12 protein-coding genes are annotated in these 11,739 nt (G+C 71.3%); 7 read left to right on the forward strand and 5 right to left on the reverse strand.

Going from position 1 to position 11,739, the window contains the following annotated elements; genetic code table 11:
* The first annotated feature begins 171 nt into the window (after positions 1-171).
* From R4P08_RS12235 to R4P08_RS12255, 5 genes are all read left to right on the forward strand, one after another.
* Positions 172-1,533: a uracil-xanthine permease family protein gene (locus R4P08_RS12235; protein ID WP_317814157.1), complete on the forward strand. Its 1,362-nt coding sequence runs from the start codon at positions 172-174 to the stop codon at positions 1,531-1,533.
* Positions 1,534-1,618: 85 nt separating this feature from the next.
* The gene (gene moaA / locus R4P08_RS12240; protein WP_317814158.1) at positions 1,619-2,659 is read left to right on the forward strand and encodes a GTP 3',8-cyclase MoaA; all 1,041 of its coding nucleotides are present in this window, start codon (positions 1,619-1,621) and stop codon (positions 2,657-2,659) included.
* A 31-nt stretch (positions 2,660-2,690) separates the two neighbouring features.
* Positions 2,691-2,990 carry a hypothetical protein gene (locus R4P08_RS12245; protein ID WP_317814159.1) on the forward strand — a complete coding sequence of 100 codons (300 nt, stop codon included), beginning with the start codon at positions 2,691-2,693 and terminating at the stop codon, positions 2,988-2,990.
* A gap of 3 nt (positions 2,991-2,993) precedes the next feature.
* The gene (locus R4P08_RS12250; RefSeq protein ID WP_317814162.1) at positions 2,994-3,800 is read left to right on the forward strand and encodes a molybdate ABC transporter substrate-binding protein; all 807 of its coding nucleotides are present in this window, start codon (positions 2,994-2,996) and stop codon (positions 3,798-3,800) included.
* A gap of 99 nt (positions 3,801-3,899) precedes the next feature.
* Positions 3,900-4,805, forward strand: coding sequence for a VOC family protein (locus R4P08_RS12255; protein ID WP_317814163.1), 906 nt, complete (start codon positions 3,900-3,902; stop codon positions 4,803-4,805).
* A 32-nt stretch (positions 4,806-4,837) separates the two neighbouring features.
* On the opposite strand, the gene bluB is transcribed toward R4P08_RS12255, so the two are convergent.
* The gene (gene bluB / locus R4P08_RS12260) at positions 4,838-5,503 is read right to left on the reverse strand and encodes a 5,6-dimethylbenzimidazole synthase (protein WP_317814164.1); all 666 of its coding nucleotides are present in this window, start codon (positions 5,501-5,503) and stop codon (positions 4,838-4,840) included.
* 56 nt (positions 5,504-5,559) lie between these two features.
* Between bluB and R4P08_RS12265 the strand changes: the two genes are divergently transcribed.
* Complete coding sequence (locus R4P08_RS12265; RefSeq protein ID WP_317814165.1) at positions 5,560-5,703, forward strand: hypothetical protein; 144 nt, start codon at positions 5,560-5,562, stop codon at positions 5,701-5,703.
* 103 nt (positions 5,704-5,806) lie between these two features.
* On the opposite strand, the gene R4P08_RS12270 is transcribed toward R4P08_RS12265, so the two are convergent.
* Together R4P08_RS12270 and R4P08_RS12275 are read right to left on the reverse strand one after the other, a co-directional pair.
* Entirely contained in the window at positions 5,807-7,108 is a 1,302-nt protein-coding gene (locus R4P08_RS12270; RefSeq protein ID WP_317814167.1) for a globin domain-containing protein, read from the reverse strand.
* Between the two features lie 122 nt (positions 7,109-7,230).
* Positions 7,231-7,719 carry an Rrf2 family transcriptional regulator gene (locus R4P08_RS12275; protein WP_317814335.1) on the reverse strand — a complete coding sequence of 163 codons (489 nt, stop codon included), beginning with the start codon at positions 7,717-7,719 and terminating at the stop codon, positions 7,231-7,233.
* Positions 7,720-7,943: 224 nt separating this feature from the next.
* Between R4P08_RS12275 and R4P08_RS12280 the strand changes: the two genes are divergently transcribed.
* Positions 7,944-9,257, forward strand: coding sequence for a M23 family metallopeptidase (locus R4P08_RS12280; protein WP_317814169.1), 1,314 nt, complete (start codon positions 7,944-7,946; stop codon positions 9,255-9,257).
* A gap of 40 nt (positions 9,258-9,297) precedes the next feature.
* Here the strand turns inward: R4P08_RS12280 and R4P08_RS12285 are convergent, their stop codons facing one another.
* Together R4P08_RS12285 and R4P08_RS12290 are read right to left on the reverse strand one after the other, a co-directional pair.
* Positions 9,298-11,103 carry an NTP transferase domain-containing protein gene (locus tag R4P08_RS12285; RefSeq protein WP_317814170.1) on the reverse strand — a complete coding sequence of 602 codons (1,806 nt, stop codon included), beginning with the start codon at positions 11,101-11,103 and terminating at the stop codon, positions 9,298-9,300.
* Positions 11,100-11,705, reverse strand: coding sequence for a TetR/AcrR family transcriptional regulator (locus R4P08_RS12290; protein ID WP_317814171.1), 606 nt, complete (start codon positions 11,703-11,705; stop codon positions 11,100-11,102). Before R4P08_RS12290 ends, R4P08_RS12285 begins: the two co-directional genes overlap by 4 nt.
* Positions 11,706-11,739 lie beyond the last annotated feature (34 nt).

Raw genomic sequence — 11,739 nt, forward strand, 5'->3', positions numbered from 1 at the left:
GCTCGGTGTGCGGCCGTTGGAACCCGAGGGAGTGTGGGAGAAGTGGCACGCAAGGTACTGGGGTCGGAGCCGGGGTCACGAGCGCCGGGGTCACGAGCTCTGGGGTCACGAGCTCTGTGGTCGGTTCACGGCGACGGCAAGAACATCAGACCCGGCGAAGTGGTCGCCCCCATGGAACGCCTGAGCTGGCCGCGGACCATCGGGATCGGCGCCCAGCACGTGGTCTCCATGTTCGGCGCGACGTTCGTCTTCCCCATCATCATGGGGCTCAACCCGCAGCTCGCGATCCTGTTCTCCGGCGTGTGCACCCTGCTGTTCCTGGCCGTGGTCAAGGGGCAGGTCCCCAGCTATCTCGGCACCTCCGTGGCGTTTGTCGGGGCGGTCGCCGCGATCCGCGCGCAGGGGGGCACGAGTGCGCAGGTCACCGGCGCGATGCTGGTCGCGGGTGTGGTCCTCGCCGTCGTGGGCGTCATCGTGCACATCGTGGGCGGACGGGTGGTCACCGCGATCCTCCCGCCCGTCGTCACCGGCGCGGTAGTCATGCTGCTCGGCTTCAACCTCGCGCCCGTCGTGGCCGAGACCTACTGGCCGCAGGACCAGTGGGTGGCACTGACGGTGATGATCGCGCTGATCGGAATGACCGTCGGACTGAAGGGGTTCGCGGGGCGGATCGCGATCTTCCTCGCGCTGATCTTCGGCTACGTCCTCTCGTGGGTCCTCGACCTGGTCGTCGGCCCCATCACGTCGTTCAACGCGGGAGTGGGAGAGGTGACCGAGCACCTGCGAGTGGACTGGTCGGGCGTCGCCGAGGCGGCGTGGCTCGGCCTGCCGCCCATGACCGACGAGGCCGCGGGAGTGGTGGGCATCCACGCGCCGGACTTCTCGCTGGCGTTCGTGCTGCTGATCGTGCCCGGGATCATCGCCCTGATCGCGGAGAACGCCGGGCACGTCAAGGCGATCGGCGAGATCACGCGCACGGAAACCGACGGGCTGATGGGCCGCGCCCTGGCCGCCGACGGCGTGGGCACCGTGTTGGCCACGTCGTTCGGTGGATCGGCGACGACGACGTACGCCGAGAACATCGGCGTGATGGCCGCGACCAAGGTGTACTCGACCGCCGCCTACGTGGTGGCCGCGTTCACCGCGATCCTGCTGGGCTGCTCGCCCAAGCTCGGCGCCGTCATCTCGGCGACCCCCGGCGGCGTGCTCGGCGGGATCACGGTGGTGCTCTACGGCATGATCGGCCTGCTCGGCGCCAAGATCTGGAAAGAGAACCGGGTCGACTTCGGCAACCCCCTCAACCTGGTCCCGGTGGCGGCGGGCGTGGTGATCGCGATCGGTGACACGACCCTGCACGTGACCGAGGACTTCCAGCTCAGCGGCATCGCGCTGGGCACGCTGGTCGTGGTGATCGGCTACCACCTCGGCCGGGTGATCGCACCGCAGCTGCGCGACCAGGCCCGACGTGACGAGATCCACGAGCTCACGCTCCTCGGGCCGAACCCGGACGTGGGGGGCACGGCCCGGCCCTAGTCGGAGGTGATCCCTAGCGCACCCACACAAACAAGGGTTGCGCGCATAGACTCGCCGGGACTACTGCCGAGGGGAGGCGCCCGGAATGACGACCCTGGATGCGCACGCCCCCCGCCCCGACACTCCGCTGCTCGTAGACACCTTCGGCCGCACCGCCCGCGACCTGCGGGTGTCCCTCACCGAGAAGTGCTCGCTGCGGTGCACGTACTGCATGCCGGAGGAGGGGTTGCCGCCCATCCCGGACGCAGCGCGGATGACGACGGACGAGGTCATCAGGCTGGTGGCGCTGGCGCATCGGGAACTCGGCGTCCGCGAGGTCCGCTTCACCGGGGGTGAGCCGCTCATGCGGCCGGACCTCGAGCGGATCGTCGCCGGCACCCGGGCGGAATGCCCGGACCTGCCGATCGCGCTGACCACCAACGGGGTCGGACTCGAGCACCGCGTCGGGGCGCTGGTCAGTGCCGGACTCAGCCGGATCAACATCTCCCTCGACACGGTGAACCGCCTCGAGTTCGCCCAGCTCACCCGCCGCGACCGGCTGCCGTCCGTGTTGCGTGGGGTGCGGGCCGCGGTCGAGGCGGGACTGGACCCGGTCAAGGTCAACGCCGTCCCCCTGCGGGCGACCCTCCACGGGGCACCGGACCTGCTCGAATGGGCGTTGGCCGAGGGCGTCCAGCTCCGGTTCATCGAGGAGATGCCGCTCGACGCGGACAACACCTGGTCCCGGGTGGAGCTGGTCACCGCGCAGGACGTGCTCGACTCCCTGGCCACGCGGTTCGAACTCGTACCGGCGGGTCGTGAGGATCCCTCGGCCCCGGCCGAGCTGTGGGAGGTCGTCGGCCACACCCTGGCGGGTGCTGCCGCCCACGTCGGGGTGATCGCCACCGTCACCCGCAACTTCTGTGCGGCGTGCGACCGGACGCGGTTGACAGCCGAGGGAACGGTGAGATCGTGTCTGTTCAGCGACGACGAGACCGACGTCCTGGGCGTGCTGCGTTCGGGTGCGGACGATCTCGAGGTCGCCGGGGTGTGGCGGGGGGCCATGTGGGGCAAGCAGGTCGGTCACGGGATCGGCGGGACGGCGTTCCACCGGCCCCGACGGTCGATGGGCGCGATCGGAGGCTGACATGTCGGACTTCCCGGATAAGGTCGTCGATGTGAACAGCACTCCGAGAACGGTCCCGCAGACGGACCCGGGCCAGGCCCCGAGAACGCTCACCGTGGGGTACTACGCTGCCGCGGAGGACGCCGCGGGGTCCGCCCGCGAGCGCATCCACACGCACGCGACGACGGTGGGGGAGCTGGCTCGCGAGATCTGCGAGCGGCACGGGGAGCCCCTGGCCGGCATCGTCGCGGTGTCGTCGTTCCTGGTCGGCGAGGAGACCACGCGCGATCCCCACGCGTCGATCGTCGGCGTCTCGGTGATCGACGTCCTGCCCCCCTTTGCCGGGGGCTGACCGGTGATCGGACGTCGGGTGACCGCGGTGTTGGTTGTGGCTCTGGCGTGCGGGGGAGTCTCCGCATGCACGGCGGAGGAATCGGAGCCCACCGTCATATCGATCGGGGTCGCGGCCGCGCCTTCGCTGTCCGGGGCGTTCACCGAGCTCATCGGGATCTTCGAGCAGGAGAACCCCGACGTCCGGGTGCACCTCGAACTGGGCCGGTCCCATACCATCGCCGAGGGACTGGCCGACCGGACCGACATCAACGTCTTCGCCTCCGCGAGCGAGCAGGCCATGACGCTCGCGCTGGAGCAGGGCACGGTCACGGACACTCAAGTGTTCGCCCGGAACCACGTCGTCGTGGCGGTCCCGTCCGGCAACCCCCGGGAGGTCACCGGACTGGCGGACCTCTCCCGCCCGGACCTCCGGGTGGGACTGTGTGAACTGGAGGCCCCGTGCGGCCAGGCGGCCGACCTGCTGCTCGGCGCCGCGGGCGTGGTCACCCCGGACGTCGACCGGGATGAGGGCTCGCGCGGACTCGCCGCCCGTCTGGCGGACAACGAGCTCGACGTGGGGCTCGTCTACCGCACCGATGTCGCCTCCTCGAACGGCTGGGTGACCCTGGCCGACGTCGACGAGCGGGATCGCGCGTTGATCCAGGCGACGGGGATGACCCGGTACGTCCTGGCCCGCGTACCCGGCGGGGAGGACGGGCCGGACGCGGGCGCTGAGCGCGCCGCGGCCGGCGCGTTCCGCGAGCTGGTGACCTCGGACCGCGGACGCCGCGCGCTCGAGAACGCCGGACTGGACGCACTGCCGGACTGACCGGGGGTAATTGACGTATCACGGAATAGGCGATGGGTCTCGTCGGTTGACATAGATGACACATCACTAAGAACGTCGACCGCCATCTAGGAGAACCTCATGCCCGTCTACGTGCAGAACCCCGATCCCCGCAGCCTCGTCGAGCGGCCCGCCGACGACCTGCTCGCCCCTGCCACCCGCATGGGCGCAGTGGAGTTGCTGGTCCGCGACCTCGAGGCGATGATCTCGTTCTACTCCGACGGCATGACCCTCGAGGTGCTGGAGCAGGTCGGCGACACCGCCGTGCTCGGCCGGGCCGGGCGACCGATCGTGCGGATGCGCCGCATGGCTGAGCTGCCCCCAAAGAAGCCCGGCCAGGCAGGCCTCTTCCACACCGCGGTCCTCTACGACGACGAGCCGTCACTCGCCGCGGCCGTCGCGTCCGTCGCGCAGCACGCGCCCAGCGCGTTCACCGGTAGCTCCGACCACCTCTACAGTCAGGCCTTCTACTTCGATGATCCCGAGGGCAACGGCGTCGAGATGTACGCCGACCGTCCCCGCGAGACCTGGGCGACCGAAGCCCACGGCCTGCTCAAGGTGGCGACCAATCCGCTGGACCCCAACGCCTTCCTGCGCACCCACCTCGCGCAGCCGATCGCCGGACCGCCGCCCGCCACGCTGGGGCACGTGCACCTGCAGGTCGGCGACATCGGCGTGGCCCGCGACTTCTACGTGGACGCGCTGGGCTTCGAGGTGAGGAGCGACGTCGGCTCCGCGCTGTTCATCGCCGCCGGGGGGTACCACCACCACATCGCCGTCAACACCTGGGGCACCGCCGGGGCCGGGGCCCGCGCCGCCGCGCTGGGGCTCGGCCAGGTGAACATCGACCTCCCGACCGACGACGACGTGGCCGCCCTGCAGCAGCGGTTGGCCGACCACCGGGTGGACGTCCGCCACGACGGCGCGGTCCTGCGGTTCGACGACCCGTGGGGCACCCTCATCCAGGTCGGTGTGGACGCGCGTTGAGCACGGCGTTCGCGTGCCGCCGCAGGGAGCTGTCAGAGCCAGTCGACCGACAACGGCGAACGCCGTCCCCAGCCGACGGTCTGCAACAGCGGTTCGTCCAGCTCCAGGGCCGGATAGCCGAGGCACAGGTACGCCAGGGGGCGCGCCCCCTCCGGTAGCGGCACGCTCTCGGAGAGATGGTCGGGCTCGACGAGGCTCACCCATCCCATTCCCAGGCCCTCGGCCGTCACCGCCAGCCACAACAGGGTGATAGCGGCGACCACGCTGTACTCGGTGGCGGCCGGGACGCTGGTGGTCCCGAGGGTCGGACCCGGCGGCAGGACGTGGCTGACCACCAATCCCACGGGCGCCTGGAGGATGCCTTCGAGTCGGAGCGAGTCGTAGAGTTCGCGTCGCTCGCCGGTGAACCGCTCGGACTCCGCCGCCCGGACCGCCCGGAAGCCCGCGTGGACAGCCTCTCGGGCGCCCCGGTCCCGGACCACCGTGACGTGCCACGGCTGGCTCAAACCGACACTCGGTGCCACGGCAAAGACCGCGAGCAGTCCCTCGATGGTCTCGCGGGGGACCGGCGTCGGGTGGAAGTGGCGATGGTCCCGCCGCGTGGCCAGAGTGCGCCACAGCGCGGCGCGGTCGGCCCCACGATCGTCACCGGGGGCGCCGCCCTCTCCGCCCGCCGACACCTCCGTTTCTGCAGCCATGCCCAGAGTGTGGCATGCGCCTACACTGGCGCTCCCCCGACACATGGAGGTGCACGATGGGATTCCTACGCAACGCACTGCGAAGCGGAGTCGCGATCAAGGCCGTTCAGGTGGTCAAGCGCGAGGCCTCGAAGCCCGAGAACCAGCGCAAGGCCCGCGAGTTCGCGGAGAAGGTACGCAACCGCAACCGCCGACGCTGACGATCCGAGGGCGGGAGTCGAACGACTCGGGTGTGGGACGGAAAGTTACGCCCGTGCGGGCCCCGCCGAGGTGATCACCTCTGTCGGGGCCCGCAGCCGGGGACTACAGCAGCCAGTCGTTGGGCGCGAACAGCTCCGCGTGGAGTCGCTCCTCCGGGACGCCGGCGCCGACGAACGCCGGCCGCAGCGACTGGAGGAAGGCGCTCGATCCGCAGAGGAAGACGTGCGCACCCTCGGGGATGGCGACCGTCGAGAGGTCCATGAAGCCCTGGTGGACCGCGCCCGGTCCGGAGACGGTGTCCGCGCCCTGCTCGTACCAGGTGTGCACCTCGGCGTCGGTGAGCAGCGAGGACTCGCCGGCGACCTCGTCGGCCAGGACGTGCTGGTCGGGCGAGCGGTCGGCGTGCAGGACCAGCACCCGGCGGGGATCCTCTGTGGCCGACAGCTGGGCGAGCATGCCGAGCATCGGGGTGATCCCGATGCCGGCCGAGCACAGGACCACCGGGGCGCCGTCGTCGTCGGCTCCGATCCCGGCTGCATCCAGGACCAGGTCACCGAACGGCAGCGTGACCTGGAGCGTCGTGCCCACCGAGGCGTTGGCGTGCAGCCAACCGGAGACCTCGCCGGCAGGACAGCCGGAGACCTCGCCGGCCGGGCACCCGGTCCCGCCCCCGGTGACGGCATCCACCCGCCGGATGCCGATCCGCCACGTCCCGTCACCGGGCGCGGTGGACAGCGAGTACTGGCGCAGCTGGCGCGCGCCGTCCGGCAGGACCGCCCCGACCGAGGTGTACTGGCCGGCCCGGAAGCCGGGGAGCGGCTGGCCGTCCGGCCCACCGAGGGTGACCACGGCGACGGAGTCGGTGACGTCCTCGCGGGCGATGACGGTGGCGGTCCGGAAGACGTCACCGGGCTCCACCTCTGCCTCGGCGTACAGGACCTTCTCGTAGTCCACCAGGACCGCGGCCATGATCCAGTAGACCTCGTCCCAGGCGGCGGCGACCTCCGGGGTGACCGCCTCGCCCAGTACCTCGACGATCGCGGCGAACAGGTGGTCGTGGACCACCTGGTACTGGTCCGGGGTGATGCCCAGGCTCGCGTGGCGGTGGCCGATTCTGGCCAGCATGTCGACCGGGCTGTTCCCGTCCACCAGGAGGGTGGCGAAGGTGGCGATCGAGGCCGCGAGCGCGCGCTGCTGGGCGCCGAGCTTCTGGTTGCCGCGGTTGAAGGTGTCGCGCAGCAGTTCGGGGTGCTCGTCGAACATGGCCGAGTAGAAGACCGGGGTGATCTCGTCGATGTGGGCACCGATGACCGGGAGGGTCGCGCGGACGACGGCGACGTGCTCCGTTGAGAGCTGGCGGGGATGGGCGAGGATCGATTCCAGCGTGGCGAGCGAGGTGGTCATCAGAGATCTCCTTCTTCCTGTGGGCGTGACGGGGTGGTCCGAGCACCAGACGGGTCGGACTGCGATGGGGAGTGGATGGGTGGTCGGCGGGCTGCGGCCCGTCGGTGGCCAGGGCTGTGGGACTAGGGGTCGGGCCCGGATCCCGGACCTGGGCCGGAGCTAGGGCTGGAGCTCGGGCCGGAACCCAGGCTGAGCAGAATCTGCCGGGTCGGGGAGTAGACGATGCCGGCGACCGTGAGGGGGTCGAGGGCGGCGAAGAACGCCTCGCGGGCAGCGGCCAGGGCTCGCCGCAGACCGCAGTTGCCGGCCAGCGGGCAGGGCGTCGGGCCCTCACACTGCACGACCTCGCCCGGTCCCTCCAGCTCCCGCAGCAGTCGCCCGACGGACGCCTGCCGCCCGGCCTCCGTGATGGCGAGTCCTCCACCGCGGCCGCGCCGGGATTCGGCCATGCCGAGCTCGACGAGCCGGGAGACGATCTTGGCCACGTGAGAAGTCGAGGCGTTCACCGACTCGGCGATCCCCGCAGCGGTCATGCGGTCTCCGCGCTCGTCGGCGACGGCGAGGCGCATGAGAGCGCGGAGCGCTAGATCGGAGGACCGGGACAACTGCACGAAGCCCAGCGTGCCATATTGCGAACCGGCCCAGCGCATTTGAGGGCGGTGACCTTAAATACCTTCTGAACTGGTCATTTGCGGAGCCGTCCCGTCGTCGGAGGCGAGGAGGGGCTCATGGCGAGAACTCGAGGTGCCCCGTTTTTCGTCAGAGAAGGGCGTGGTGGTCTCCGTGGCTGGCGTGGTAAATTCCTAAAGAAATTTTAAAGAAACGGAGTTCCAGCGTGACCTCTCGCCGCCTGCCCGTCGTCTTGACCTCACTGTTCGCTGTAGTCGCACTGGTTGCGGCGGGCTGCTCGTCGGACTCTGATGGTGCTTCAGCCACCACCTCGACCTCGTCACCGCCGGCCGGGTCCGCTGCCGGGGTGGACGTGCCGGACGCGTTCACCGCGCTCACGCTCATCCCGATCGGTGATTCGCCGCTGCCCTTCCGGGGAACTGACGGCAAGTATCACCTCGCCTACGATCTGCAGCTCACCAACGCCACCAAGGTGCCGGCAAGTCTGGAACGGCTCGATGTGGTCGACGGCGCCGATCCGACCAGAGTCATCGCCACCTTCTCCGGTTCGGCACTGGTTGATCCGACGTGCGTCTTCGGTGACTGCAACCGCCTGCGAGACCTGCCGGCGGGATACGTCGACAGCGACTCGATCCCGCCCCAGGAGAGTCGGGTCCTGTTCATCGACTTCAGCTTCAACGCGCTCGACGAGGCGCCCAAGGCGGTCGCGCATCACCTCTACGGGACCGGCGCCGCCTCTCCAGCCTTTGGTGAACCGGTGCCGATCGACTATCTGACGACGCCGGTCGCCTTCTCCACGCGAACTGTGCCGACCATCGCGCCGCCGGTCCGTGGTGACAACTGGGTAGCGCTCAACGGGTGTTGTGAGCCGGGTTTTCCGCATCGCAGTTCGGTGATGTCGGTCAACGGCAAACTGAACAACAGCCAGCGCTTCGCGATCGACTGGAAGCGCACCAACGACCGGGGCGACTTCTACGCCGGTGACAGGACCCGCAACGAGAGCTACGTCGACTACGGAGCGGAGATACTCGCCGTCGCCGACGCCACGGTGGTCTCGATCCTCGATGGTATGGAGGCCAACGCGCCGGGCGTACTCCCCGCCAGCGACCCGGCACTGGCGGCCGAGTTGACTGTCGAGAACGTGGACGGGAATCACGTCGTGCTGGATCTGGGTGACGGCGTGTACGCGATGTATGCCCACATGATCTCGGGATCGGTCACGGTCAAGCCGGGTGACACGGTGACCGAGGGGCAGGTGCTCGGAAAGCTCGGGAACACGGGCAACGCCAACGCCTCCCACCTGCACTTTCAGCTGATGAACGGGCCGAGTCTGCTCGAGGCGGATTCGTTGCCCTACGAACTGACGAGTTTTGACTACGACGGACAGGTCTCCCCGCAGCGGATAGCCGATGCAGACGACTACCTGTCCGGCACCTTCGTCGACCAAGCGGTGCTCCGGCGGGAACCGCGGACCAACCAGATGCCGCTCAACCTGGCGGTCGTGAACTTCCCCTGGTGAGGCCGGTGAGGCCGGCGAGGCGGGTGAGCTCGGTGGCTGGTCAGATCCAGTCGATCACCTCCACTTGATCGGCCCGGTCGGCCTCGGCCGCGTCGGGGACCACGGCCAGGGCCGGCGCTCCCGCCAGATCGGCCAGGTGAGCGGTGCGGACCCGATCCGCGAGTGCCCAGCCGCCGGTCCCGTCCGGGCGGGCGGGCAGCACCCGGGCGCGTCCCGGCGCGGCGAGAGCGGCCAGTCCGTCGACCCGCGTCAGGACCCGGGCGCGCTCCCGGCCGGTGAGCGCATCGACCAGCGCGCGCCCGGTGGTGGCGGCCGCGCACACCGCGGCGAGCGGGTTGCCCGGCAGACCCAGCAACACCCGACCGTCGGGGAGCACCGCGACGATCTGCGATCCCCCGGGCCGGACCCGGACGCCGTCCAGCACGACTCGGGCACCCGCGCGCGTCAGGGCCGGTCGGAGGTGATCCGCCACGCCCCGCCCGGTCGCGCCCACGAGCACGAGGACGTCCCCGTGTCTTGCCCGTACCACCGCGTCGGGGGCGCCGCTGACCAGTGCATGCACCGCCTCGGCGGTGTCCGGGCAGTGCGCGTCGAGGTCGTCGGAGTCGGCGCCGGCGGCCGATCGGCTGAATCCCGCCCGGGCGAGCACTGCGCCCAGCAGGGGCCCCACCGTGTCGCGGATCCGGCCCGGCGGCAGCGGCGAGGGAGTGTCGGCGGGCACGACCTCGTCGCCCGTCGTCACGATCACCGCGCGCACCGGCCCCCGGACCGTCACCTCGGCCACGCCCGCCGACAGCGCGGCGGAGGCGAGCGCGGCGTCGAGCGTGGTCCCCGCACGGGTCAGCTCGTGCCCGGCGGGCCAGTCCTCGCCGACCGGGCGCAGATCACTGATCCCGTCGGCCTCCGGGAGAGCGGCGACGGTCGCCGGGACGGGATCGTCGCAGTTCACCTGCACCAGCTCGTGACGGAGCACGCGGTCGGCGCCGCCCGGGACGAGTGCGCCGGTCCCGATGGCCACCGCCGTGCCCGGGGGCAGGTCGCCCTGCGGGCCGTCGCCCGCGCGGCGGGCGGGTCCGGTCAGCCGCCAGGGCCCTGTCCCGGCCAGGGCGTAGCCGTCCATCGCGGAGACCGGGGCGCGGGGCATCGGATCGGCCGCGAGGAGCGGTTCGGCGAGCACGGCGCCCACGGCGTCGAGGGGTGCGCGCGCGGTCGGTGGCAGCGGGGTGAGCTCGGACCGGAGCACCGCGGCGACGTGGGCGAGCGCGACGGGGCCGCGACTCGCCAGGTCGGACCACGTGTCGACGTCCCGCGCGGCGTCGCCCACGGTCACGCGCGCGACCACCTCGTCGTCGTACAGGGCTCGAACCGGTCGCCCGCCCAGGCCGCCGGACCGCTCCAGGGCGTCCAGTCGCGCGGCGAGGGCGCGCCGGTCCCACGCCGCGAGGAGGTATTGGTCGCGGCCCGCGGCGTCCACGGCGAGCACGGACCCACGACCAGCGCCCGCCGGCCCGCGGAGGGTGGCGACGACGGCGCGCAGAGTGGCGGCGTCGAGGTCGGGGAGGTCACAGGCGACGACGACGACGAGGTCGGCCGACCCCGGGAGCGCCGCCAGCCCCGCGGCGATCCCGGCGACCGGCCCCGAGAAGGGCGGGTCCTCGCGGGTGTCGCCGCCGGGGCCCACCGTGATGACCGGGTCGGCTACCGCGGCGGCGGCGCCGACCACGGTCTCGACCATCTGTCGGCCGGCCACCGTGATCCGCGCTTTGTCGATCCGCGCCTCGTCGGTCCCGCCGAGTCGGCTGCCGCGGCCCCCGGTCAGGACGATCGCGCCGACCGGGCCGGTCACGAGTCGGCGCCCGCGGCGCCCGCGCCGGTGAGCCGGCCGCGGAGGAAGTCGTCGACCAGGGTCTCGACGTCGGCGGCCGAATACGGGCGCAGGCCGATCATCCGGGCCAGCACGACCGGCCCCGCCAGCTGGGCAACCGCCAGGTCGCGGTCGCCGGGGGTCAGCGTGCCGTCTGATTCGGCGGCGGTGAGCACCGCGTGCAGTGGTTCGGCGTAGGAGTCCACGACGCCGCGGCGGAGTTGGCCGACCTCGTCGTCGTCGCTCGCTCCTCGGCCCATCGCCAGCCACCCGAGCATGGACTGCTGCAGCGGAGCCTCCTGGATCAGCCGCGTCATCGACGTGCACAGGTGTAGGAGCTGCTCGCGGACCGGGATATCGGCCGGCGGCGGGTCCGGGGTGGGCAGCAGGCGGCGGAAGGCCGCGGCGATGAGCGAGTCGGTCGACGGGAAGTTGCGGTACAGCGTGGTCCGGGCGACCCCGGACAGGCGGGTGACCGCGTCCACCGTCACCGCGGCGGCGCCACCGGAGACGAGCAGAGACGCCGCGGCGTCCAGCAGCTTGCTCCGGGAGCGGGCGCGTCGCGGGTCGGTGGGGGAGTGCATGAGCCCATTGTGGCAACCATCTGCGGCAACCATC

The organism is Rhodococcus sp. IEGM 1408, from assembly GCF_033142235.1.
In the GTDB taxonomy this organism is placed as follows: domain Bacteria; phylum Actinomycetota; class Actinomycetes; order Mycobacteriales; family Mycobacteriaceae; genus Dietzia.